Source organism: Luteibacter flocculans (assembly GCF_023612255.1).
GTDB lineage: Bacteria > Pseudomonadota > Gammaproteobacteria > Xanthomonadales > Rhodanobacteraceae > Luteibacter > Luteibacter flocculans.
Map to the genome: position 1 here is coordinate 23,568 of NZ_CP063231.1, position 24,751 is coordinate 48,318.

At 65.2% G+C, this 24,751-nt stretch carries 25 protein-coding genes; 15 read left to right on the forward strand and 10 right to left on the reverse strand.

Going from position 1 to position 24,751, the window contains the following annotated elements; genetic code table 11:
• Window positions 1-38: 38 nt before the first annotated feature.
• The 3 genes from dapF to IM816_RS00135 are packed head-to-tail and all read right to left on the reverse strand — an operon-like array spanning window position 39 to window position 1,605.
• Window positions 39-866, reverse strand: coding sequence for a diaminopimelate epimerase (gene dapF, locus IM816_RS00125; protein WP_250339285.1), 828 nt, complete (start codon window positions 864-866; stop codon window positions 39-41).
• A gap of 6 nt (window positions 867-872) precedes the next feature.
• Window positions 873-1,094, reverse strand: a complete 222-nt coding sequence (gene lptM, locus IM816_RS00130; protein WP_250339286.1) for an LPS translocon maturation chaperone LptM — start codon at window positions 1,092-1,094, stop codon at window positions 873-875.
• Window positions 1,095-1,134: 40 nt separating this feature from the next.
• On the reverse strand, window positions 1,135-1,605 hold the full coding sequence (locus IM816_RS00135; protein ID WP_072323371.1) for a GNAT family N-acetyltransferase: 471 nt from the start codon (window positions 1,603-1,605) through the stop codon (window positions 1,135-1,137).
• A gap of 235 nt (window positions 1,606-1,840) precedes the next feature.
• Between IM816_RS00135 and IM816_RS00140 the strand changes: the two genes are divergently transcribed.
• Window positions 1,841-3,325 carry a RimK family protein gene (locus tag IM816_RS00140; RefSeq protein ID WP_250339287.1) on the forward strand — a complete coding sequence of 495 codons (1,485 nt, stop codon included), beginning with the start codon at window positions 1,841-1,843 and terminating at the stop codon, window positions 3,323-3,325.
• A gap of 10 nt (window positions 3,326-3,335) precedes the next feature.
• Here IM816_RS00140 and IM816_RS00145 read toward each other — a convergent pair whose 3' ends face one another.
• Window positions 3,336-3,554: a hypothetical protein gene (locus tag IM816_RS00145; RefSeq protein ID WP_072323369.1), complete on the reverse strand. Its 219-nt coding sequence runs from the start codon at window positions 3,552-3,554 to the stop codon at window positions 3,336-3,338.
• Between the two features lie 127 nt (window positions 3,555-3,681).
• Here IM816_RS00145 and aroE point away from each other — a divergent pair, with 127 nt between their 5' ends.
• From aroE to IM816_RS00215, 14 genes are all read left to right on the forward strand, one after another.
• The gene (gene aroE / locus IM816_RS00150; protein ID WP_250339288.1) at window positions 3,682-4,515 is read left to right on the forward strand and encodes a shikimate dehydrogenase; all 834 of its coding nucleotides are present in this window, start codon (window positions 3,682-3,684) and stop codon (window positions 4,513-4,515) included.
• The gene (locus IM816_RS00155; protein WP_250339289.1) at window positions 4,512-4,784 is read left to right on the forward strand and encodes a YkgJ family cysteine cluster protein; all 273 of its coding nucleotides are present in this window, start codon (window positions 4,512-4,514) and stop codon (window positions 4,782-4,784) included. The genes aroE and IM816_RS00155 overlap by 4 nt, the downstream gene beginning before the upstream one ends.
• A gap of 258 nt (window positions 4,785-5,042) precedes the next feature.
• Entirely contained in the window at window positions 5,043-7,361 is a 2,319-nt protein-coding gene (locus tag IM816_RS00160) for a TonB-dependent receptor (RefSeq protein WP_250339290.1), read from the forward strand.
• Window positions 7,362-7,619: 258 nt separating this feature from the next.
• Window positions 7,620-8,177, forward strand: a complete 558-nt coding sequence (locus IM816_RS00165; RefSeq protein ID WP_250339291.1) for an energy transducer TonB — start codon at window positions 7,620-7,622, stop codon at window positions 8,175-8,177.
• Between the two features lie 72 nt (window positions 8,178-8,249).
• Window positions 8,250-8,594: a hypothetical protein gene (locus tag IM816_RS00170; RefSeq protein WP_250339292.1), complete on the forward strand. Its 345-nt coding sequence runs from the start codon at window positions 8,250-8,252 to the stop codon at window positions 8,592-8,594.
• 52 nt (window positions 8,595-8,646) lie between these two features.
• On the forward strand, window positions 8,647-8,955 hold the full coding sequence (locus IM816_RS00175) for a hypothetical protein (protein ID WP_250339293.1): 309 nt from the start codon (window positions 8,647-8,649) through the stop codon (window positions 8,953-8,955).
• Between the two features lie 100 nt (window positions 8,956-9,055).
• On the forward strand, window positions 9,056-9,352 hold the full coding sequence (locus IM816_RS00180) for a hypothetical protein (protein WP_250339294.1): 297 nt from the start codon (window positions 9,056-9,058) through the stop codon (window positions 9,350-9,352).
• Between the two features lie 13 nt (window positions 9,353-9,365).
• The gene (locus IM816_RS00185) at window positions 9,366-9,899 is read left to right on the forward strand and encodes a gamma carbonic anhydrase family protein (RefSeq protein ID WP_250339295.1); all 534 of its coding nucleotides are present in this window, start codon (window positions 9,366-9,368) and stop codon (window positions 9,897-9,899) included.
• Between the two features lie 79 nt (window positions 9,900-9,978).
• A complete protein-coding gene (locus IM816_RS00190; RefSeq protein WP_250339296.1) occupies window positions 9,979-12,024 on the forward strand; it encodes a M3 family metallopeptidase in 2,046 nt (681 codons plus the stop codon).
• A 130-nt stretch (window positions 12,025-12,154) separates the two neighbouring features.
• Window positions 12,155-12,922 (forward strand): exodeoxyribonuclease III, encoded by a 768-nt coding sequence (gene xth, locus IM816_RS00195; RefSeq protein ID WP_250339297.1) that lies wholly within the window; start codon window positions 12,155-12,157, stop codon window positions 12,920-12,922.
• Complete coding sequence (locus IM816_RS00200; RefSeq protein ID WP_250339298.1) at window positions 12,919-13,593, forward strand: YecA/YgfB family protein; 675 nt, start codon at window positions 12,919-12,921, stop codon at window positions 13,591-13,593. Before xth ends, IM816_RS00200 begins: the two co-directional genes overlap by 4 nt.
• Window positions 13,594-13,727: 134 nt before the next feature.
• Window positions 13,728-14,561 carry a pirin family protein gene (locus IM816_RS00205; protein WP_250339299.1) on the forward strand — a complete coding sequence of 278 codons (834 nt, stop codon included), beginning with the start codon at window positions 13,728-13,730 and terminating at the stop codon, window positions 14,559-14,561.
• 65 nt (window positions 14,562-14,626) lie between these two features.
• On the forward strand, window positions 14,627-15,310 hold the full coding sequence (locus IM816_RS00210; RefSeq protein WP_250339300.1) for an HAD family hydrolase: 684 nt from the start codon (window positions 14,627-14,629) through the stop codon (window positions 15,308-15,310).
• A gap of 93 nt (window positions 15,311-15,403) precedes the next feature.
• Window positions 15,404-15,760: a hypothetical protein gene (locus tag IM816_RS00215; protein ID WP_250339301.1), complete on the forward strand. Its 357-nt coding sequence runs from the start codon at window positions 15,404-15,406 to the stop codon at window positions 15,758-15,760.
• A gap of 18 nt (window positions 15,761-15,778) precedes the next feature.
• Here the strand turns inward: IM816_RS00215 and IM816_RS00220 are convergent, their stop codons facing one another.
• The 6 genes from IM816_RS00220 to IM816_RS00245 all read right to left on the reverse strand — a co-directional run bounded on the left by IM816_RS00220 (window position 15,779) and on the right by IM816_RS00245 (window position 24,727).
• Window positions 15,779-18,550: a glucosidase family protein gene (locus IM816_RS00220; protein WP_250339302.1), complete on the reverse strand. Its 2,772-nt coding sequence runs from the start codon at window positions 18,548-18,550 to the stop codon at window positions 15,779-15,781.
• Window positions 18,551-18,554: 4 nt separating this feature from the next.
• Window positions 18,555-19,376, reverse strand: a complete 822-nt coding sequence (locus tag IM816_RS00225) for a carbohydrate ABC transporter permease (RefSeq protein ID WP_072323351.1) — start codon at window positions 19,374-19,376, stop codon at window positions 18,555-18,557.
• Complete coding sequence (locus tag IM816_RS00230) at window positions 19,373-20,251, reverse strand: carbohydrate ABC transporter permease (RefSeq protein WP_250339303.1); 879 nt, start codon at window positions 20,249-20,251, stop codon at window positions 19,373-19,375. Before IM816_RS00230 ends, IM816_RS00225 begins: the two co-directional genes overlap by 4 nt.
• Complete coding sequence (locus tag IM816_RS00235; protein ID WP_250340801.1) at window positions 20,248-21,510, reverse strand: sugar ABC transporter substrate-binding protein; 1,263 nt, start codon at window positions 21,508-21,510, stop codon at window positions 20,248-20,250. Before IM816_RS00235 ends, IM816_RS00230 begins: the two co-directional genes overlap by 4 nt.
• 23 nt (window positions 21,511-21,533) lie before the next feature.
• Window positions 21,534-23,018, reverse strand: coding sequence for a glucoamylase family protein (locus IM816_RS00240; RefSeq protein ID WP_250339304.1), 1,485 nt, complete (start codon window positions 23,016-23,018; stop codon window positions 21,534-21,536).
• A 188-nt stretch (window positions 23,019-23,206) separates the two neighbouring features.
• Window positions 23,207-24,727, reverse strand: a complete 1,521-nt coding sequence (locus IM816_RS00245; protein ID WP_250339305.1) for a tryptophan halogenase family protein — start codon at window positions 24,725-24,727, stop codon at window positions 23,207-23,209.
• Between the last annotated feature and the right edge of the window lie 24 nt (window positions 24,728-24,751).

A 24,751-nucleotide genomic window follows, 5' to 3' on the forward strand; every position in this document is an offset into this window, starting at 1 on the left:
GCGGTGTGTGCGCAGTGTGCCGGGTTCGCGGCCTTACGTCACACCTCGCCTTCGAAGACGAAGGCGGCGGGGCCGATCATCCACAGCGTGTGCCCCGGGCCCTGCCATTCAATCGTAAGGGTGCCGCCGGGCAGTTCGACGTCCACGATGGAAGCGGCAAGTCCGAGCGCGTGGGCCACCGCGGCGGCGGCGCATGCGCCTGTACCGCAGGCGCGCGTCCACCCGCTGCCACGTTCGTGAACACGCAGACGGATGTGATTAGGGCCGAGGCGCTGGGCGAAGCCCACGTTGACGCCTTCGGGGAAGACGGGGTGGACCGTGAGCAGCGGTCCGAGCCGATCGACGCGCGGATCGGCAAGATCGTCGACGAAGACGACCGCATGCGGATTCCCCATGGAAACGGCGCCGAAACTCACGTCTTCGCCTCCCACCGGCGCGGTGTAGATCGCGTGCAGCGGACGGTCCAGCGGAATGGCGGCGGGCGTGAAGTCCGGTTCGCCCATGTCGACGACCACCCTACCCTCGCCGAGTACGCGCACGGTAACGGGGCCCGAGGGGCTTTCGAGGCGAACGTCCGTATCCCGTTCGATCGCGCCGTCCCGATACAGCCATGCCGCCACGCAGCGCACGCCGTTGCCGCACTGACCCGACGGCGAGCCGTCGGCATTCCAGATGCCGTAGTAGAAGGCGCAGGACGGATCGCGCGGCGGCTCGATGCTGATGAGCTGGTCGAAACCGATGCCGGTGTGGCGATCGGCCAGGGCTGCGACGCGTTCGGCGTTCGGCACGCGCGGTGCGTCCTCGCGCCAGTCCACGATCACGAAATCGTTGCCGATCCCATGCATCTTGGTGAAACGCGAAGGCATGGCCGCTTACTGGTGGATCAGTGGATTGAACGGCGAACGCGACGTGCTGGCCGACGCAGGCGCCACCGAATGGGTACTGGCGGCTGTGGCTGGGTGCGCGCCAGCCTGCGGCGTAGCGGTGGCCGTCGCGGCGGGCGGCGGCGGCATGAACAGCGGGCCCTTGTTACCGCAACCGGATAGCGTGGCGACGGCGGTGGCAAGGACGATCGGCAGGATGAGTCGGCGCATGGGCTTCTTCCCGGAAACGAAGCTCAGTATAGCCTCGTCGTCAGAGCCGTTTCTCGAACCGGAACGCGTCCGAGCCGTCGGCATAGTACTTGGCGTATTCGCCGATCCGTTCATAGCCGAGCCGCTCGTAGAGCCGGATGGCAACGGCATTGTCCTTGCGCACTTCGAGCCGCAGCGAGTGGCATCCGCGCGCACGCGCGGCTTCCTCGGAGGCTTCGATCAGCGCGGAGCCCACGCCCTTTCCCTGTGCCTGCGGTTTCGTCGCGAGCGAATACAACCGCGCGACGGTCGTGCCCTTGCGGAAGAACACCACCGCGGTGCCGAGAAACCGCCGATGGTTGGCGCTGGCGACGAGCACCAGCGCGCTCTCGCTGTCCAGATGCTTGCGGTACTGGGCGCGGCTCAGTCGATCCTGGGCGAAGCTCGATTCCTCGAGCGCGACGAGATCGTCGAGATCGCTCACTTCGGCGCGACGAACGCGCACCGCAGCGGTAACCGGGGGTGGACGCATGCGCTTTGGGAACTCCGGCGCGGGGGAAGGAAAGGAAGCCGAGCGGGCTTGGGCAAGCGCGGCACTGTAGACCTCGCGCCGGCCCGGATCAATGACTTTTTCATGAACCCGGCGGGCACTTCGGCGACACCGTGGCTTGTGCGTCGCGCCATCGGAAGCACACACTTCGGCCTTGGCGAAACCAACGACCCCGGGCGGGGTCGACTGCGTGCCTTTCGCCGTCTGTCGAGGTCACATGAGCCGGCTCGTCATCGTCGTGGAGAAAGCCTCGGACTGGGGCTCGTATTACCCGTCCGCCGATGTCGTCACCGCCATGGATTACCTCCGTCAGCCGGTGGGCGGCGACGACGAACGCACGCACGTCATCAATCTCTGCCGCAGCTACAAATACCTCGGCACGGGCTACTACGTCTCGTTGCTGGCCGAGGCGCGCGGACACAAGGTCATCCCTTCCGTGCGCACGGTGAACGACCTGCGCCGTCGTTCCCTCTACGGTCTGGATGTCGACGACCTCAACCAGAAGCTCGCCAACTTCCTGCCGGCCGGTGGCCGCGATACCACCGATTTCGGCGTGCTGGTGTATTTCGGTGAGACCGCCTATCCGGATCTGCAGGATCTTGCGAGGCAGTTGTTCGACATGTTCCCTTGCCCGCTCATGCGCATCGAGTTCGAGCGCGATCGTGTGTGGCAGGTGGCGTCGATCAAGGCCGTGGGCCTGCACACGCTCGACGATGCGCAGGAGGACGCCTTCGCTCAGGCGCTGGACAAGTTCTCGCGCAAGATCTGGCGCAAGCCGCGCGCGCGTCGGCGGTTCCGTTACGACATCGCGATGCTGGTCGATCCCAACGAGAAGATGCCGCCGTCGAACAAGAAGGCGCTGAAGCACTTCATCGAAGCGGGCAAGCATCTCGGTATCGAGGTCGATCCCATCGGCCGAAACGATTACCAGCGTCTCGCCGAGTACGACGGCCTGTTCATCCGCGAGACCACCGCCAGCGACAACCACACCTATCGCTTCGCCCACCGCGCCGAAAAGGAAGGCATGGTGGTGATGGACGATCCCACGTCCATCCTCCGCTGCACGAACAAGATCTTCCTGAATGACCTGATGGTGGCGCGCAAGCTCGCCACGCCGACGACGGAGATCCTCTACCGCGACGACACCCGGCGCCTGCGCGACCTGCCCGAGCGCCTGGGCTTGCCGATCGTGCTGAAGATTCCCGATGGCTCGTTCTCGCGCGGCGTGGTGAAGGTGGAAACGCCCGAGGCCCTGGAGAAGGCCGCTGCCGAGCTTTTCTCGCACAGCGCCTTGCTGATCGCGCAGGAATACCTCTATACGGAATTCGACTGGCGCATCGGCGTGCTCAACCACGAGCCGCTCTATGCCTGCCAGTACTTCATGTCGCGCGGCCACTGGCAGATCTACAACCACGGCGCCAAGGGCACGGCGAAATCCGGCGGGTTCCGCACGGTGCCGGTGCGCGACGCGCCAGCCGAGGTGGTGAAGCTCGCGCTCAAGGCCACACAGACCATCGGCGACGGCCTGTATGGCGTCGATTTGAAACAGGTCGGTGACCGCCCGGTGGTCATCGAAGTGAACGACAACCCGTCCATCGACGCGGGCGTCGAGGATGCCTACCTGGGCGAAGACCTGTACCTGCGGATCATGCAGGAGTTCCTGCGTCGGCTCGAAATGAAGCGGCTGGGCATTTCAGGCTGACGGTAGCTTTTCACCGCCGCAGCAAGGCGGCCAGCAGCGACATCGGCAGGCTCGGCTTCATGGCGACCAACACGCTGGCCGGCGCCAGGAGCAGCCAGAAGGCAGGCGTCCAGCCCCAGGTCTCGCTATGCCCGGACAGCGGGGTGAGCAGGAGCAGCAGCGCGCCGGCGGCCAGCCAGGCAAGGGCGATGAGGGCGCGAAGGCGGCGTGGCGAGAGCGAGTCGTGCATGGCGTATCCGGCATCGGGTGGCGGTGAGACGAGGCTAGGCGGCCTGGGTCTCACGGATCGCGACGGGGCGCGGGTTGCTAGAATCCACGCGCCGGGCGGCGTGCCCGGGACCGTGCCAGGAGATTCCATGAGCGCTGAAGCGCACCGTTACGCCGTGTTCGGGCATCCGATCGCGCATTCGCTGTCCCCGGAGATCCACCAGGCCTTTGCCGCGCAGCTGGGTATCCACTTGCGCTACGAGACCATCGACGTGCCGCCGGGGGAGTTCGAGGAAGCGGTTCGCCGGTTCTTCGCCGAGGGGGGCCTGGGCGCCAACGTGACGCTGCCCCACAAGGAAGCCGCCTTCGCCATGGCCGACGAACGCAGTGAAGCGGCACAGCGAGCCGGCGCGGCCAACACGCTCACCGCCCTGGTCGGCGGAAAGGTCCAGGCGCACAACACCGACGGCAGCGGCTTCGTTCGTGACATCACCGAGCGTCACTCGCTCGACCTGCGCGGTCACGACGCCTTGCTGCTGGGTGCCGGCGGCGCCGCGAAGGCCGTCGCCTGGGCACTGCTCGATGCAGGTGTGCAGACGCTGACCATCGTCAATCGCACGCCGGAACGCGCAGATGCGCTGGCCGATGCCATCGGCGAGCCTGCGCGCTGCCATACGCGTTACTGGGACGGGCTCGAGGGGGAATGCTTCGATCTCGTGGTCAATGCAACGTCCATCGGCATCCACGGCGGCACGTTCGACCTGCCGATGTCGCTGCTGCAGGACCACTCCACCTGCTACGACCTGTCCTACGGCGCGGCGGCAGCCAGCTTCAAGGGTTGGGCGACGGCGGCGGGTACGCGTTACTTCCGTGACGGCCTGGGCATGCTCGTGGAGCAGGCGGCCGATGCCTTCGAACATTGGCACGGTCAGCGTCCCGACACCGATCCCGTCTACCAGACGCTGCGCCAGCGGCTCGGATGACTCCGGCCTGCCGCGCCGGCTGCGGTGCCTGCTGTATCGCCCCATCGATCAGTTCACCGATCCCGGGCATGCCGCACGGCAAACCAGCCGGCGTGCGTTGCGTGCAGCTCACGCACGACAACCGCTGCGCGATCTTCGGCCGGTCAGACCGGCCGAAGGTCTGCACGGGGCTTCGCCCCGAGCACGACATGTGCGGGACCGACGATCGCCATGCATTGGTGTGGCTGCAAAGGCTGGAACGCGATACGACACCCTCCGAGCCGCGCTGACGCGGCGCGCGAACTCGCCTTGGCTCATCAACGTCTGTAACGACACGTGCTTCGGCGCCGCAGCGGAGAAAAAGGCCGCATAGAAGGCCATGGCTTCGGATTACCGATAGGGGTGTTGACGCCCGTACAGAACGACTCCAAGTCGAACGAGCGCTGCGACCTGCTTCACATTCGTCAAACAGTCGTCATCCACGAGTAAGCGTGCTTACATGCGCCGCGCTCACGCTGGCCGCTTCATGTGTCCAGGGATCGCTTCCGATGACGTGCCACCGTGTTTCTCTCCGCCGCACCGCCCTCGCAGCCGCGTTGGCGCTTTCGCTGCACGCAGGCTTCGCTCACGCTGCGACTGACGACGACAAGCCCTCACCCGCATCCTCGCCCACGCCTTCGGCCGAGGTGGACGCACGCAACAATCCCCGCCAGCTCGACGCCATTTCTGTGATTGCCCCGGGCGAGACGCGCCAGGTGCAGAGCATCGGCGTGGATGAGATCACGCGTCAGCAGACCCCGGGCAGCAGCGCGCTGAAGGCGCTGGACAAGCTGCCGGGCGTGCAATTCCAGGCGGCCGATCCGTGGGGCGCCTATGAATGGTCCACGCAGATCACGTTGCATGGTTTCGACCAGTCGCGCTTGGGCTTCACGCTCGACGGCATTCCGCTCGGCACGATGGGTTATGGCGTGACCAACGGTCTGCAAGTGACCCGCGCCATCACCTCGGAAAATATTGCGACCGTGGAACTCGCGCAGGGCGCGGGTGCGCTCGGCACGGCGTCGAATACCAATCTCGGCGGCACGGTGCAGTTCTACTCTGCCGATCCGGACATGAAGCCCGGCGTGCGCTTCAACCAGGTGATCGGTTCGGACTCCACGCAGCGCACCTTCGTGCGTGCCGATACCGGCGATCACGGCGGTTTTTCCATGTACGTGTCTTTCGCCCATGCCGACACGGACAAGTGGAAAGGCTACGGCGACCAGAAGTCGAACCAGGCCAACCTCAAGGCCGTGTACCAGTGGGGCGACGGCAATCGCATCAGCCTCTTTGCGGACGGCAGCAAGCGCAAGGAATACGACTATATGGATCTCTCCCTGACCAGCCAGCGTGCGCTGGGCTGGGACTGGGATTACCTGCAGCCGGACTGGAACACGGCGGTGGGCATCGCCAACGCGCTCAATGGCAACGGTGCGTATCCCGCGATACTGAACGCCCTGCCGGCGGACTACGGCAAGGGTGATGCCACGTACTACGCCGGTGGTGGCATTCGTCGTGACGGACTGGCGGGTCTGTCCGGTTCGTTCAATCTCGGCGGTGCCACGCTCGACGCGACCGGTTACTACCATGGCGACCGCGGCGAAGGTCAGTGGGCCACGCCGTACCAGGCGTCGTCGCCCACGGTGCCGCTGTCCATGCGTACCACCGACTATGGTCTGGATCGTTATGGCCTGACCTCCGCGCTGAAATTCCAGCTCGGCAACCACGACCTGGAACTGGGCGTGTGGGGCGAGAATGCGAACAACCGCCAGGAGCGCAACTTCTTCACCCTGGACGGCCAGTACACATCGCTGTACACGTTCTATAACGATCAGACGCCGTTCCTGCGCGCATTCCTGCAGCATTACGAAACCAAGACGCGCATGGCATACGCCGAGGACACGATCCACCTCCTCGACGATCAGCTCACCGTCAACTTCGGTGCAAAGTCGCTCCGCGTGACCACCGATGCCACGTCGCTGGTACCGACGACGGCCTTCGCCCAGGGCAGCATGAAGGCGAGCAAGGGATTCCTGCCGCAGGCGGGTGCCGATTACCGCATCGACGCCAACCAGGACGTCTACGTCTCGTACGCCAAGAACATCGCCGCCTATGGCATCACGCCGTTCAGCACCTCGCAGGCGTCTTTCGATGCTGCGAAGAGCCGTTTGAAGCCGGAGGAATCGCAGACCTGGCAGGCTGGCTATCGCGCACACGGTGAAACGTTCGAGGCATCGGTCGGCGTGTTCTACACGCGCTTCGAGAATCGCCTGCTCGTGACGACGCCATGCCCGGCGGTGGTTACCTGCGCGTCGTCGCTCAACAACGTTGGCGACGTGAAGAGCCGCGGTGCCGACCTTGCGTTCATCTGGAAGCCGATACACGGTTTCAGCTGGCTCAACTCGCTCTCGTATAACCGCTCGCAGTATCAGGACGATTATCAGAACGCCGGCACGGTGCACACGGCGGACAAGGAAGTGGTGGGCGTACCGAAGACGATGTTCTCCAGCTCGCTCAACTACGAGATCGACGGCTGGCGCGCCAACCTCGAAGGCAAGTACACGGGTCGTCGCTACATCACCTACACCAACGACTCGTCGGTGCCGTCGTACTGGGTCGTGGATGCCGGCATCGCCTACGACTTCGGCGACATGTCCGGATTCAAGGGCGTCAGCATTGGCTTCAACGTGACCAATCTGTTCGACAAGCGCTACTTCGCCTCGACCGGCACCAACGGCTACGTCGCCTCCGATCCGCTGGGTTACAACCAGACGCTCATGGCCGGCGCACCGCGGCAGTATTTCGTGAACCTCAACGCCAAGTTCTAAGCAACTCGGTGGGTACTTGCTGGTGGGAGCCAGCCTGCTGGCGATAGGGACTTGCTTCGCGGCTACACCGCTTCGTTGGCTCTTCGCCAGCAGGCTGGTTCCCACCAGTGCTCGGATTTCGCCAGCAGGCTGGTTCCCCCCGGTGCTCTGATTTTCGCCGCCACGGACTTGCAACAATCGAACGTCAAGATGGCGCGCCCGCCGGGGCCGCGCCGACAGGGGGCCGGCCTGGTCGCGGGCGCTCCCCCGGATATCCCCATGTCCAAGTTCGTTCTTGCCGCGCGCTCCCGTCGCGCGATCGTTTCCCTTGCCGCCGTCGTTGTCGTTGCGTCGGCACTCACCGCCTATGCCTCGTTGCGCGTCCATCACGCCGACGCGCAATCATCGCCGTCCGGCACCTCTTCCGTCGCACGCGCGGCTGACGACGGCGCGTCGAGCGGCGTGGACATCCTGCTCGGGCTCGCTCGCGACGCGACGCGTGAGGGCCGATTGGTCTCGCCTCAAGGCAACAACGCCTATGAGTACTATCTCAGCGTCATGCAGCTCGACCCCAGCAATGTCACGGCGCAGGATGCGCTACGCGAGACCTTGCCGTTCGCTTCGCAAGAGATCGAACGCCTGATCAATCGCCGCGATCTGGAAGAGGCGCGGCGCGAGATTGCGCTGCTGCGTGACTACGACCCGACGAACTACACGCTGATCATCCTCGGCGCGAAGCTGGATGCGCAGCAACAGGTGGTCACGGCGGAAGACGAGGCGAAGGCTGACGCCATGCGTCGGCGAAACGGAAGCCCGGATTCACGCACTGGGAGGTGATCGCGGTAGATCCTTCGAGCAGGCATCCGACTGCGGCGCGCAGCCGGGGCCTGACCCCCCAAGGAGTAATGGATGATGGACAAAAGGATTAGCGCGGTTCTTCTTACCCTCCTCGTGGCAGCACCGCTTGCTGCCAGCGCCCAGACCGGACGCCAGGGCGACAATGGATGGACGCCGCCAGGTGATTCGTCGGGAACGGTCATCGGTGCCGCCGGTGGTTGCGGCATCACCGACATGCCTGCGTTCGCGGCCGTGATTGCAACGAAGCCGACGCCCGCTCACTTCAGTGCCCTGTACAGCTGCGTGCAGCTCGTGCTGCCGGGCGACCAGGCAAGCATGGAAATGCGCCTCGACAACAGTCGCTACTTCGCCGAGCTCGATTCCGTCGGCCGCATCGTGGGTGGCTCGTTCCGCTGAGTCCCATCGCCGGCCGACGAAGGCCTGCGTCAACATCAAAAGGATATTGATCATGCGCAAGACGCTTTGCACGTTCGCTCTTACCCTGCTCGTCGCCACGCCGTTCGCTGCCAGCGCCACTACCGGCAACGGGTTCGCTTCCGCCCAGTCCACCACCGCCAGTTGCAGTGTCGTCAATCTGTTCGCATTCCAGGTGTTCATCGCCTTGAAGCCGACCGTCGCGATGTTCCGCCACGTCTACCCTTGTGTGGCGCTCGTCCTGCCCGGCGACGTGTCGACCCGGGAGATGCGTTCGGACAACAGCCGCTACTTCGCCGAGCTCGACGCATACGGCCGCATCGTCGGCGGCTCGTTCCACTAAACCGACGAAGCGCCGGGCAGGGCGCTTCTTTCCGCAAGGCCATGCCTGGGGTTGCGAATAGGCGATAATGCCGTTCGCAGTCCCAGGCAAGGAGCCTTCCATGAATCGTTTCCATCCCCTCGTCTTCGTTGCCGTCCTCGGCGCGGCGCTCGCAAGCGCCTGCCAGACCACGCCGCCCGCCCCGCCGAAGCCCGTGGCCGGGTTCGTCACCGACATGAAGGCGTTCGACGCCTTCATCGCGACCAGGCCGACGCCCGAGCAGTTCCGCGCCACCTACCCCGACGTCATGCTGGTCACGCCCGATATGATGACCACGCGGGAAATGCGCCAGAACAACAGCCGTTACTTTCCCAAGTTCGACGCCGAAGGCCGTATCGTCGGCGGCTCGTTCATGTAGGCCCGTCACCGCCATGTCCAACCCCATCCGGCCCTTCAAGGGCATCGTTCCGCGTCTCGGTGCGCGCGTCTATGTCGATCCCGCCGCCACCGTGATCGGCGACGTCGAGCTGGGCGACGACGTGTCCGTGTGGCCCGGCGCGGTGCTGCGCGGCGACGTTCACCACATTCGCATCGGGGCGCGCAGCAATGTGCAGGATGGGGCCATCGTCCACGTCACCCACGACGGCCCGTACACGCCCGGCGGCTTTCCCGCGCTCATCGGTGCCGATGTCACCATCGGCCACGGCGCAGTGATCCACGCCTGCACGATCGAGGACGCCTGCTTGATCGGTATGCATGCCACCGTGCTGGACGGCGCGGTGGTGCGGAAGCATGGCTTCGTCGGCGCGGGCGCTCTCGTGCCCCCGGGCAAGATCGTGGGTGAACGGGAGCTGTGGCTGGGCAATCCGGCGACCCTGGTGCGTACGCTGTCCGACCGGCAGGTCGAGCAGCTTTTCTATTCCGCCGCGAACTACGTGCGGCTCAAGGACGACTACCTCGCCTGACGGCGAGCGCCCGTGCTGCACCCCGGCTTGATTTGCCCTCGCCGGGGCACCACGCTGATCGCCTGACAGGAGATCGACGATGGACACCACGACCAACCCCCTTCTCGACACGGGCGACCTGCCGGCGTTCTCGGCGATCCGGCCCGAGCACGTCGAACCGGCTATCGACACGCTGATCGCCAGCCAGCGGGAAGGCATCGCGCGGATCGCCGCGCCCGGCGCGGAGCGCGACTTCGAGCACGTCATGCTGGCCCAGGAGCGACTGGACCAGGCGCTCTCCCGGAGCTGGTCGCCCGTGAGCCACCTGCATTCGGTGGCCGACTCGGAAGCCTTGCGCAAGGCGCACGGCAATGCGGAAGAGAAGCTTACGGATCTCGGCATCGAGATCGGCCAGAACCGCGACCTCTATGCCGCCGTGCAGGCCGTGGCCGACCGTCCGGAGTTCGCCGCCATGCCCGCCGCCGCCCGTGCCGCCGTGGAGCATGCGCTGCGTGACTTCCGCCTCTCCGGCGTAGCGCTGGAAGAGCCGGCGCGCAGCCGCTTCCGCGAGATCGGCGTCGAGCTGTCCCGATTGACCACCGAATTTTCCAACGCGGTGCTCGACGCCACCGAGGCGTGGCACAAGCACATCACCGACGAGCGCGATCTCGTCGGTATCCCGGTGTCGGGGCGCGCCGTGCTGCGCGAATACGCGCGCGAGGAAAAGCTCGACGGTTACCTCGTGACCTTGAAGCAGCCCAGCGTGCAGGCCGTGCTCACGTATGCGGAGAACCGCGATCTGCGCGAAGCCGTGTACTACGCCTACCAGACCCGCGCCTCCGACCAGGGCCCCGACAAGGGCAAGTTCGACAACTCCGAGCGCATCGAAAAGATCGTGGCCCTGCGCCATGAGGCGGCGCAGTTGCTCGGCTTCCGCAACGCGGCCGAGGAATCGCTGGCGACGAAGATGGCGGGGTCGCCCGATACCGTGCTGGCGTTCCTGCGCGATCTCGCTTCTCGGGCCAAGCCGGTCGCCCGCAAGGAACTGGAGGAGCTGCGCCGGTTCGCGACGGAAGAACTGAAAATCGACAATCTGGAACCGTGGGACGTGGCCTTCGCCGCGGAGCGCCTGCGTCAGCAGCGCTATGCGATCGACGAGGAGCAGATCAAGCCGTACTTCCCCGCGTCCGCCGCCATCGATGGCCTGTTCATGGTCGTGGAGCGCCTCTATGGCATCCATTTCTCGCCGCGCGACGACGTCGATACCTGGCACAAGGACGTCACCTATTACGACCTGAAAAATGCCGACGGCACCGTCTTCGCAGGCGCCTACCTCGACCTGTACGCCCGTTCCGGCAAGCGCGGCGGCGCGTGGATGGACGTGTGCGCCGACCGTTTCCGCGATGGCGACCACCTGCAGCGCCCGGTGGCTTTCCTGACCTGCAATTTCCCGCCGCCGACCGATGGCGTGCCGGCGTTGCTCACCCATGACGACGTGCTGACCCTGTTCCACGAATTCGGCCACGGCCTGCACCACATGCTGACGGAGGTGGACATTCCGTCCGTCGGCGGGATCGATGGCGTGGAATGGGACGCGGTGGAGCTGCCCAGCCAGTTCATGGAGAACTTCGCCTGGGACCGCGACGCCTTGCGCTCGTTTGCCCGCCATCACGAGACCGGCGAGCCCCTGCCCGACGAGCTCTACCAGCGCATGCTCGATGCCCGCCATTTCCATGCCGGGCTGTTCCTCGTACGCCAGCTCGAATTTGCCCTGTTCGATTTCCGCCTGCATCTCGAGTACGACCCGGCGCAGGGCGCTCGTGCGCTGGACGTGCTGGAACGGGTGCGCCACGAGGTCGCGGTGCTCCACCCGCCCGCATGGCAGCGCTTCCCGCACGCGTTCACGCATATCTTTGCGGGCGGCTACTCGGCCGGCTACTACAGCTACCTCTGGGCCGAGGTCCTGTCGGCGGACGCGTTCGAGGCATTCGAGGAAGCCGGCGTGCTCGACCGTGCCACGGGCGAGCGTTTCCGGCGCGAAGTGCTGGCCGTGGGCGCGACACGGCCGGCGCTGGAGTCGTTCAAGGCGTTCCGCGGCCGTGAGCCGCGCCCGGACGCCTTGCTGAAGAGCTACGGCCTCGCCTGACACGAGACCGGCCGCGCGGCGACGGACCCCGCGCGGCATCTCTGCCTTTGCCGACGCCCCTGTGACCTGCGAACAGACAGGCTCGGTGGCGCTTGCGAGAATTGATCGGAGTGTCCTTTACAATGGCGCGATGAAGATCGCGTCGTGGAACGTCAATTCGCTCAAGGTCCGCCTGCCCCACCTCCAGCAATGGCTGGGCGAGGCGCAGCCGGACATCCTCGCGCTGCAGGAAACCAAGCTCACCGACGACAAGTTCCCCGTCGACGAAATCGCCGCCATGGGTTACCGGTCCGTGTTCTCCGGGCAGAAGACCTATAACGGCGTCGCCATTCTCGCTCGCGAGCAGCCGGCAGACATGGTGACCGACATCGACGGCCTCGACGATCCGCAGCGACGCATCCTGGCCGCCACGGTCGGCGACGTGCGCGTGGTGAATCTCTATGTCGTCAACGGCAAGGCGTTGGGCGACGAGAAGTACACCTACAAGCTGCACTGGCTGTCGAAGGTGCGCGATTTCCTGGCGAATGAGATGGCGCGGCATCCGAAGCTCGTGGTGCTCGGCGATTTCAACATCTGCCGTGACGATCGCGACGTCTACGATCCCGTCGGATGGGGCGAGGACATCTTCTGTTCGCCGCCCGAGCGTGCGGCCCTGCAGTCGATGCTGGATCTCGGGCTTCACGACAGTTTTCGTCTTTTCACCGAAGATGCAGGCCATTTCAGCTGGTGGGATTACCGCCAGGCGGCGTTCCGCCGGAACATGGGCCTGCGGATCGACCTCATCTTGATCAGCGATGCGCTCAAATCGGTCGCAACCTCGTCGATCATCGACAAGGCGCCGCGCAAGTGGGAGCAGCCGTCCGACCACGCGCCAGTCGCGCTGGAGTTGAACCTTTGAATACACCCAAGTCCGAATGGCCGAGTTCCCTCGACGACAAGGAACTCGAAGAACTCGATACCTATCTCCGCGCACACAGCAGTGAGGGTGACCTCATGCTCGATGGCGTGCATGGTCTGCTCTCGGCCGTGGCCATCGGGCCGCTCGAAGTGAAGCCGGAGGAATGGCTGCACGAGGTGCTTCACGACGCGTTCGGCGACGAAGACGAGGGCAATCGCGTCCTTGCGCTGCTCGCCAAGCTCAACGATTCCATCAGCGCCGAACTCGACGTGGACGCCTACGAGCCGATTCTCGGCGAAGTGGACACCGAGGAAGGCCCGCTGCTTTCGGCGGCGGGCTGGTGCGAAGGCTTCAGCCGCGGCATCGACATGCGTGCGCAGCTTTGGGAGACCCGGCTCGCCGAAGATCCGACGCTGATGCAGTTGCTCGGCCCCATCATGGCCTTGGCGGTGGACGAAGGCGTGCTCCAGGCGGACGCCGAGTTCGAGAAGCTCACCGATGAGGAATACGACGAATGCCTGGGCCAGTTGCCTGAGGTGCTCAATGCGGTCGGCGACTACTGGCGTGAAAACCCGCCCACGGAAGACGAGTTGAAGGCGCTCGCCCGCCGTCCGCGCAGCGAAGGCGAGGAAGGGCCGCCGCGGCAGCGTTCCGGCCACTGGGTGCATTGATTCGGTAAGCGTGTCGGCCGGCGCCAGCGCGCCGGCAGTGGATGCCAGCGCACGAACGAAACAGATCGTTCTCGCCGCGGGCCTTGGCTGGCGCCTGGCAAGACGGCATCGTGTGGGCATCAAAGGAGCCCACCATGACCACTCAACGCCACATCACCCGCCGCGTTCGCGGCATGGACACCGCCGACGGCGCCGGGGTGAAGCTCAAGCGCGTCATCGGCCAGCCGGCATTGGACATGCTGGACCCGTTCCTCCTGTTGGATGAATTCCGTTCCGACCAGCCCGGCGATTACATCGAAGGGTTTCCCGAGCATCCGCATCGCGGCTTCGAGACCGTGACCTACATGCTCGCCGGTCGCATGCAGCATGGCGACAACCACGGCAATCGCGGCGACCTGGGCCCAGGCAGCGTGCAATGGATGACCGCTGGCCGCGGCATTCTCCATTCGGAAATGCCGCAGCAGGAAGCCGGCCTCATGTGGGGCTTCCAGTTGTGGGTGAACCTGCCCGCCGCCGACAAGATGGTCGCGCCGCGCTACCAGGACATTCCACCGACGGACATCCCGGTCGTGCAGCCTGCCGAGGGCGTCACGGTGCGTGTCATCGCCGGTGAGCTGGCCGGGGCAACCGGCCCCGTCGTCGGCATCAGCACCGCGCCGGTGTATCTCGATGTGGCCTTGGACGCGGGCGCCAGCGTCGAACTCGACCTGCCGGAGGGCCACAGCGCGTTCGCCTACGTGTTCGACGGCGAAGCGGCGACGGTCGGCGGAGAAGCGCTGGCGCGCAGCGAACTGGGCGTGCTGTCGAAAGGCGAGACACTGCGCCTTTCGGCGGACACGCCTGCCCGTGTCCTCGTCGTCGCAGGTCGGCCGTTGTCCGAACCGGTGGCGCGCTACGGCCCGTTCGTGATGAACACGCCCGCGCAGATCCACGAAGCCATCGCCGACTTCCGCGCCGGCAAGTTCTGACGTTCGAACGCTGCGGCGAGCGGTGCGCCTTGTCAGTGCCTCCCCGCTCGCCGTAGGCTCCACGGATGTCCCGACAAAAGCATGCGTTTCTCTTCGATCTCGACGGCACGCTCGTCGACAGCGTCTATCAGCACGTCCTTGCCTGGAAAGAATCGCTCGACATGGAGGGCATCGACCTTTCCGTGTGGCGCATCCATCGCAAGATCGGCATGAGCGGCGGGTTGTTTACGGACATCCTGTTGCGCGAGACGGGGACCGAGATCACGCCGGACCGGATCGAGCGCCTGCGCCAGAACCACGCCGCGGCCTACGGCCGACTGGCCCAGGCCGGTGCGGTGAAGCCCTTGCCCGGTGCGGTCGAACTGCTCGCCTGGCTGACCGATGCCCGGATTCCCTGGGCCATCGCCACGTCGGGACGGATGGAAACCGCGTCGCACAATATCGCCGCGCTCGGCGTGGACCCGAACAAGGTGCCCGTGGTTACACGCGACCAGGTGCGCCATGCCAAGCCCGATCCCGACCTGTTCGTGACCGCCGCGGAGCGGCTGGGTACGGATATCCGCGATGCCATGGTCATCGGTGACGCGATCTGGGACATGCTCGCTGCCCAGCGGGCCCGTGCGCTCGGGATCGGCCTGCTGTCAGGCGGCTATGGGGAAAACGAGCTGGAACGCGCCGGCGCCTATCGCGTGTTCGAGGACCCGGCCGACCTGCTCCGCCATATCGACGAAGTTGCAGCGCGAAGCTGAACGGATTCAACAAGTTCCCGCCGGCGTTTAGCTGCCGGACGGGTCGGGGTCCGTAGGATCGGTGCCCTAAGCTTCGCCAGGATTTCACTTGCCATGCGCTTTCTGCTCACTGTTGTCCCGCTGACCACGGCCTTCATCATCGCGGCCTGCACTCACTCTGAGCCGTCCGCCCCGCCCAGCGAACCCGCCGCCGCCTCGACGGCAGCCTCCCCCGCGCCCGGCAAGACGGCGCCCGCCAATCCCACCCTCGGTTCGCCCGAATGGTTCGCCTGGGTGGACAAGACGCTGGCGGTCAGCGATGACGGGCATGGCCCGCGCCCGGGTACCGATGAGTGGAATCAGGCCGTGAATCGGAAGCTCGGCCAGGAGGCGCCGCAAACGGCGCCCGGCTCGGCCGAATGGCAGCAGGCGGTGGACGCCCTGTTGCGCACGCGCGTCGCAACGCACTGACGATCGCGACGGGCGCGCCTACTTCACCGGCGCGCTGATCTGGGTACGGCCCTTCGCCAGCTTGATCTCGCCCGAGGGTAGCGACAGGACGAGTCCACCCGGCGGCGACACCGGCTGCGTGATGGTGAGGGTGGCCACGCCGTTCCGGGCCTTCAACGTGTAACCCAGGCGACCGTACGGCGTGCGCAGATCGCGAATCGCGATACCGTCGCCGTCCAGCCACTCGGGCTGCACGCCAGCGGCCAGCACCATAGCGCCATCCGCCGCGCGATCGTAGGCGAACATGTCGAGCGCCGAACGCACGTAGTCGGAGGCGATCCAGGCGTGCGGCATGTCACCGACGAAGCGTGGCTCGCGAGGATCGCGTCCCACCACTTCTGCCCACTGGTTCCAGGCGGCGGGTCGCCGGTCCGCGAAGAAGAACGCCACGAGCTGACCGAGGCGGTCGCGCCAGCCCAGGCGGATGAAGCTCGCGATGGTCCGCACCTCGTAGGGCGTGTAGTCCTTCCACGCCGTCTTGCCATCGCGGCGTGCGACGAACCCTTCCCAATAGGTCTCGAACGTGCGGTCGAGCAGTGCCTTCGGCAGCCGCGCTTGCTCGCCACCAGGCGACAGCGCGATCGTGGTGGACGTGGCATCGAAGTCGCCAAGCTCGGCCGAGCCCGGAATGAAATCGATGCCCTTGTTCTTCACCGCAGCGGCGATCGACGCGCGCAGATCGTGACGGAAGGTGTCGCGCGACGCGGCAAAGTGCGTGGCGTCGTCGGTCTCGTCGAGTGCTTGCGCAAGCACCACGGCATCGTCGTAGCCTTTGAGCGCCCAGAAATCGTCCCAGTAGGAATGCATCGGCTTCGCCGAATAGCCTTCGTGGCTGATCGATGCCGGCATCAAGCCATAGAGCGCACGATCCGGGCCATTCAAGCGCGACGGCTGGCGCTCGCTTGCGCGCAACGTGTCCATATACGCCACGGCTTTACGCACGTGCGGATAGAGCGATGCGAGCGTGGCGCGGTCATGCGTATAACGCCACAACTCTGCCACGCTGAAGACGAGTTCACCTTGGCTGTCGTTTTCGGGCACGGGATCGGAGCCGCGCGCATCCACGCAGCACGGTACCTTTCCGTTGGAAAACTGATGCGGCGCGTACCAGCGGATGAAGTCGCCGGCAACGTCTTCGTGTCCGGTACGCAGCAAGCCCTCGAGCATCATCGCGCCGTCGCGCACCCAGGTGCGCGAATACGAGCGAGTACCCGGCTGCAAGGCCGGACCGTCACGCGAGATGAGAATGTGCGCGATGCCACTCTTCATCGTGTCCACGATGGGCTGCGCCACGGCGGGCACGCGCACCGTCACGCGATCGAGTTTGTCGCGCCAGGTCGAGGCCACGGCATCCTCGTGCGCGGAAAGCCACGCGGCCGCGTCGGACGGCATCGCGATGTCGTCGCCCCGTTCCACCGGCACCACGACACCCAGCTCTACGTGGCCATGCGCCGGTACGTGCAGGTCGTACAGCAACGCGCCCTGCGCGTAGCCTGCGCCATCGTGCAGCGTCGTCGCGGGTGGACGCTCGCCTGCATCCAGTCGCTCGGCCAAGGCGGTCGGACGATCGGCGCTTGCGACGAAAGCACTGGTGCGTTGCAAGGGAATGATCCGCCGCGTGCCATTGACTGTCAGCGCCTTGCCGTCCCAGGCAAGATCGTCGATACGACTCGTTCCGCCGGGCGCGTTGAGGAACTGCGTCGGCGGATTCACCTGGAACGGACGCGCCGCGAGTGCCAGCGTGACGTCGCGGGATGCATCGCTATCGTTATCGACCCGGTAGCGGATCACGAGACGAGACTTGCCCGGATCGCCTTCGGCGAACGCAGTCGATGTCAGCGAGAGCCCGTCAGTGTGCCATTGCACGGAAGGTATCGGCAGGTAACGCTCGCGCAGGGTCTGCGTCGTGCGGACATCGGCCCAGGTCACCAGCTTGCCGCGATCGATGAGGAACGGCTCGATCGAGAACTGGCCGCGCGACACCTCCACGGCGCCGTCCTCGGAGATGAGCGCGGAGTCGCGGCTGCCGCCATCGACGCCGACAATCGTCCAATAGGATTGCTCGCCCGAGAAACCGCGCGGATAGAGCCCACGCCGTACTTGCTTCGCCCTGGCCTCGAACACGGCATTGGGTGTCGGCGGTGGCGTAGGCACTGCCTCGGGTTTGCGGGGCACGAGACGCAGATTGTCGAAGCACACGTCGCCCTGGTTCGCGGGCATCGGCTGGTCGGCCGTCGTGACGGCGGAGCGACCGGCCGGCGCTTCCTTGTAGATCACGAACTCCACCTCGCGCGTGTGGCGCAGGCGGCGGTCGTGCGTCGGTCCCCAGGCGAATTCCACTTGCCGGCTGGTGGCTTCGATCGTGCGCCACGCGTCGGTCGGTACGAACGACGGCTGCTGGTACCACCACACGTTGTCGCCCGTGTCGTCGATCAATTTCACCTGCAACGTATTCGGCGGCATGTGGCCACGCACGTCGAAGCTGAGCGCGAAGCCGTCGGGAAAATCGATGGGCAGCGTACGCCGCAGGGACGCCGCGCCGGACACGCCGTTGAAGTCGTAGCGGAGGCAGACGGCCTGACCCGAGGTGCCGGGCGCCATGTGCAGCGTGGCCACCACGTCGTCGGTGTGCGTGGCCTGCCAGCCTTCGGAGGCGTCGAAGGTGTCGAGCACGGTAGCGCAAGCGGGGCCGGCGATGCCGAGCAGCACGAGGCAGGCAGCGCGCAAGCGCGCGACGGGAAAGCGATTCATGGATTCAACCCTTCACGCTGCCGAGCAGCAGACCTTCGAGGTAGTAGCGCTGCAAGGCGAGGAACAACACCAGCACGGGAAGAATCGTCACCACGGAGCCGGCCATCATCAGTTCGCTGTCCTGCACGTGTTCGCGCGCGAGCGATGCCAGGGCGATCGGCAGCGTGTAATGCTCCTGGCCCGTCAATGCGATCAGCGGCCACATGAAGTCGTTCCACGCGGCGAGGAAGGTAAAGATCGCCAGCGTGACCATGATCGGTTTCAGCAGCGGCATCACGATGGTGGCGAAGATGCGGAACTCGCCAGCGCCGTCGATGCGTGCCGCTTCCATCAGATCGTCGGGAATCCCGCTGGCGTATTGCCGCACGAGAAAGATGCCGAAGATCGTCGCGAGCGCCGGCACGATCACCGCACCGTACGTGTTCACCAGGCCCATGTATTTCAGCAGCAGGAACAGCGGCAGCATGGCGACCTGCGCCGGAATCACCAGCGCGCCCAGCAATACCTGAAAGAGACGCTGGCGCCCCTTGAACTCCAGCTTCGCGAACGCGTAGCCGGCCATGAGATTGAAGGCGAGCGAGATGAGCGTGATCGCGGTGGAGATGAGCAGGCTGTTGAACAGATAACGGCCCATGCCTGCGTTCATGAACAACTGGCGGTAGTTGTCGAGCGTGGGATGGGTCGGCAGCACGGGTGGCGGCAGCGCGCTCGCCTGACCCTGCGGCATGAACGACACCGAGACCATGTACAGCAGCGGCGCGATCGCAATGGCCGCGCCACCGATGAGAAGGCCGTTGATGAGTGCCTTGGCGATGCGCGGGCTCATGCGGGCGCTCCCTGCTTCGAGAGTCGAAGCATGGTCGCGGTCACGGCGAACATGATCACGAAGAGGATGAACGCCACGGCCGACGCCGAGCCGAGGTTCCACCACTTGAAGCCTTCTTCGTACATCAGATACAGCACCGACGTCGTGCTTTGCAGCGGACCGCCTTCGGTCATCACATAGGGCTCGGCGAACAATTGGAAATACCCCGAGACCGTGAGGATGCTCACCATCACCATCGTCGGTTTCAGCATCGGCAGCGTGATGTGACGGAACTGCGCAATCGCGGATGCACCGTCGATGCGCGCGGCTTCGTACAGATCGCCCGGAATGGCCTGCAGACCGGCCATGAAGATGATCATGTTGTAGCCGAAGTTCTTCCACACGGCGAAGAGAATGATCGTCGGCATCGCCCAGTGCGGATCGCCCAGCCAGTCCACCGTCGGAATGCCGATGGCGTCGAAGGCGTAGTTGATGAGGCCGTATTTCGTGTTGAACAGGTAACGCCAGATCACCGCGACCGCAACCACCGTGGTCACCACGGGCGCGAACAGCGCGGTACGGAAGAACGGTTTGAAGCGGGCCAGCGGCGAGTTGAGCAGCATGGCGGCGCCCAACGACGTGATCAGCGACAGCGGCACACCCACCACCACGAAATACACCGTGTGCCCGAGCGCCGACCAGAACAGCGGCCGCTGCAGCAACGACCAATAATTCTCCAACGCGACGAAACGCAGGTTGCGGATGTCCGCCAGTGCGTAGAGGTCATAGTCGGTGACCGAAAGCACCAGCGCCGCCACGACCGGCAACAGAAAGAACAAGCCAAGAATGATCAAGGCAGGCGTGACGAACAGCCAGGCGGCGCGCGATGTGGTCATGGGGAACCCTTGTGGCCGTGGTCGAGCATCCAGCGGCGCTTTTCCAGAAGACGATCCGCACGCCGATCGATTTCGGCGGCGGCCTGATCGATGGTGAGATCGCCATGCGCGGCTTGCGCCGCGACCAGTTGCATCTCGGTGACGATGCGCTCCCACTCCGCCACCGGCGGCGTGGGTTTCACACGCTCGAGCTGCTCGCGGAACGCCGTGGCCTTGTCGTCATTCTTCAGGGCGGGTGCTTCCCACGACGAGCGGCGCGGCGGCATGTCGCCCAGGATCTCGTAGAAACGTGCTTGGATATCGGGACGCGAAAGGTATTCGATCAGTGCCCAGGCGTCGTCCTTGTGCTTGGAGCTGCGATAGATCACAAGGCTAGAACCGCCGGCATTCGACGCGCCGGGACCGGTCGGGCCGGGCAACGGCGTTGTGCCCCAGTCCGCCTGCTGTTCCGGCGGCAGACGCTTGCGGAACTCGCCGATGTTCCACGGACCCGACAGATAGAATGCGTAGAAGCCCTGTCCGAACGCGGCCCAGGGATTGCCGATACCGACGTTGGTCATCATCGGCGCCTGCTGGTCCTTGAACAGGGACACGTAGAACGCGAGTGCCTTCTTGAAACCGGGGCTGCGGAAATTGCCGTAGCGTCCGCCGTCACGCAGCAGCGGATCGTCCTGCTGCAACGCGAGCGACAGCAATTGCTCGAACTCGTTGGTCGGCAGCAGCACGCCGTACGCCTTGCCTTGCGGCTGCGCCAGCTTCGCCATCATCGCCTTCCATTCCTGCCAATCGCGCGGCGGATGGTCGTAGCCGGCCTTCGCCAGCAGATCCTTGCGATAGAACAGCAGGCGCGTATCCACGTACCAGGGCACGCCATACAGCGCGCCGTCCACCACATTGGTGGACCAGATGGCCGGGAAATAGTCGTCGCGCTTGATCACCGACGACGCGGCGACACGCGCATCGAGCGGTTCCAAGGCGTCGAGCGCCACCATCTCCGGTATCCACGTGTTGCCCAGCTGGGTGATGTCCGGCGACGAGTTGCCGGCATAGGCCGTGAGCAGCTTCTGATGTGCGGCCGTCAGGGGCAGTTGCTGCACTTCCACGTGCAGGCCGGGGTGCTCGCGCTCGAACGCCGGCAGCAGCTTCTCTACCGCTTCGCCCTCGCGACCGATGGTCCAGAACTGGAGGGTACGCGTACCCTCCTCGCGCTTCGCGCAACCGGCTACGCCGACGAGCGCCACGATCAGCGCCAGTGTCATCCGAAGCGGATGGGTCACGCACTTCACCACAGGTTGGCCGCCGTGTCGGCGTCGAGCCAGCCGCCCGAGAAGCCGGCGCGCTCCAGTCCCTTGCGGATGTACGGGTTCTTCTTCATCACGCTCCAGACGAACTCGCTGCGGTAGTTCTCGATCATCAACACGATCGGGCCCTGGTCAATGCCCAGGTGCACCGTATCCGCCCAGCCGAAGCCCGGAATCAGGCGGCCGGTGCGCAGGTCGGTCTTGGTGTCGAAGGTCAGGTTGAAGGCATCGACGAAGCCGTACTTCGTGTAGATGTACTGGCCGTACTTCTTCTTCATTTCTTCCAGCGCGGGAATGACGATCTCCGGCGCAAAAGCGATGGACCCGCCCGCCGCGGTCGGCACGATGGTGCCGTCGTCGGAGATGTAATCGAGCCCCGCACCGCGCGCCGTGTAGCCTGCGTAGGTACGTTCCTTGTCGCCCTGCTTGATGATCAGGCCACCGGGGCCGTTGCTGGCCGTGAGGCCCCACACGTTCTTGCCGTAACCCTTCCAGCCGCCCGGGTTGGCGACGGCATAAGCCTGCTGGGAATATGTGGCGCGGCGGCTGTTCTCGAAATAATCGATGCCCGACTTCTTGTTCCAGGCATCGTGGATGCCGCGGAAGTCCACCCACGTATGGCTGTACTGATGGCCGAACAGCGGTGCGAAATTGAGGAACGTCTGGCCGTGGAACTCGCCCCAGGTCTTGTCGTACGTCTTCGTCCAGGCCTGCCAGGCGTCGTCGCCGACCGGGTGCGTGGGCGAGCCGAGCGCGAGGATGTAGACGAGCATGCCCTCGTTATAGCCCTGCCAGTCGTGCGGAATCTGCTTGCCGCCCGGCGTCCAGCCCATGCTGATGAGTGGCGCATGGTTCTGCGCCCAGGTCCACTCCACACGACGGTAGATGTCGTCGGCGAGCTGGCGGATCTCCTTTTCCTTTGCATCGTCGCGGTCGTAATAGCTCTGCGCGAACAGCACGCCGCCAAGCAGCAGCGTGGTATCCACGGTGGAGACCTCGACCCAACGCGCTTCGCGCTTGCCGGTCTGCATGTTGAGGAAGTGGTAGAAGAAACCGTGGTAGCCGGTCGCGTCGTCCTCGGAATCGTTCTGCGGCGCATCGTGGAAGAAGCGCAGCGTGGCGAGCGTGCGTTCTACCGCCTGGTCGCGCGTAATGTAGCCGCGCTCCACACCGACGCCGTATGCGGTCAGGCCAAAGCCGACCGAGGCAATGGAGGCGAACGACTGCGTCGGGTAATGATCCGGGATCAGCCCGTTGCTGGGATTGGCGCTGTCCCAGAACCACTGGAACGTACGCTTCTCGAGGTCGGCGATCATCGGCGGCACCGGATGCAGATCCTTCAGCGATGCGGCGGCCGGTGCGTGCTTCACCTTCGCCGCGCCCTGCTGGGCCATGGCGAGGGGAGCCGCCAGACCGAGCAGAAGACCGACTGCGAGCGAGAGACGCTTGATCGTATTGACGTGCATGAGGCGGATCCTTCGGGCTTGCGGAGGCAGGCGGAACGATGGGGATGCGTTCGCCGTGCCTGTGGAAAGGGACGCCCGCCGCTCCTGACAGGCCAGTAAACGTTTACGTGAAGCGACCGGAGAAAGGCCCCGAAGGGCCTGACCGGAACCATACGGCGCACGCGGCGCCCTTTCAATCGCCGTGGCCATCACACGGCCACCGTGGGCGCGCGGCACTCGCGATCGATGAACTGCTGGTGGGTGGGCAGCAGGTCCACGTTGCGTGAGACGACGTCGCGAATGCTGGCGAGGAACTTCGGCAGTTCCTCGTCGGGCAGTTGATCGGCGAGCGGATCGTAACCCGCGGGCAGGATGCCCTGGCCGATCATCACCTGCACCCAGCTCACCACACCGAACATCTCGTCGCCGTTGCGGAAGAAGCGACCGCTCTGGCGGAACAGATCGATGTTCTCCTGCAACGATGCCGGAATCGCCATGGTGCGGCAGTAGTCCCAGAACGGCGAATCCGCGCGCTCCGTGGCGTGATAGTGCAGCACGAGAAAATCGCGAATGCGTTCGGACTCGAAGCGCGTCTGCGCGTTGTAGCGGTCGATGAGCAGCGGGTCCATCACGCCATCGGCGGGGAAAAGCTGCAGCAGCTTCGAAATGCCGGCCTGGATCATGTGAATGCTCGTGGATTCGAGCGGCTCCATGAACCCGCTGGCAAGACCGAGCGCCACGACGTTCTTGTTCCATGCCTTCTTACGCATGCCCGTCACGAAACGCAGCGGGCGCGGATCGCCCAGCGCCGGGCCGTCGAGGTTCGCGAGCAACGTCGCGGCCGCCTCGTCGTCGCTGATGTAGCGGCTGCAATACACGTAGCCGTTGCCGGTGCGGTGCTGCAACGGAATGCGCCATTGCCATCCCGCCGGTCGCGCGGTGGAGCGCGTATACGGCGTCGGCTCGGCCACTTTGGCGCAGGGCACGGCAAGCGCGCGGTCGCAGGGAAGCCACTGGCTCCAGTCCTCGTAGCCGGACTGCAACGCGCCCTCGATGAGAAGACCGCGGAAACCGGAGCAATCGATGAAGAGCGTGCCCTCGATGCGCTCGCCGTCGTCCATCACGATGGCAGCGACATGGCCGGACTCGGGATGCAGTTCGACATTGCGTACCTTGCCCTCGGTGCGCTGCACGCCGCGCGCTTCGCTGAACTCGCGCAGGTAACGGGCGTAGAGCGAGGCGTCGAAATGATAGGCGTAAGCCATGCCGCCCAGCGGGTTGCTGGCGGGCACGTCGGTCGGCGCGGGCAAAAACTTGCCTCGTGTTGCCGCGACGGTGTTGACGGAATAATCGTGCAGGTCGGCAGCGAGACCCGCCAGCCGCCCCTTGATCCAGAACTGATGGAACGGCGTCAGGCCGAGATCGTGGCCCATCGTGCCGAAGCCATGGATGTACGAGTCGCCCGGTCGCGTCCAGTCGTTGAACTGAATGCCGAGCTTGAAGGTGCCCTGCGTACGCATCACGAAGTCCGCTTCGTTGATGCCCAGCAGGTTGTTGAATGCCTTGATGTGCGGGACGGTGGCCTCGCCGACGCCGACGGTTCCGATGTCCTCGGATTCCACCAGACGAACGGTAGCCCGCTTGCCCAGCACGCGTGCCAGCGCCGCGGCCGCCATCCAGCCCGCGGTTCCGCCACCAACGATGACGATTGGGGTGATGCCGTAGCTCATGGCAACTCGCATGGATAAAAGAGA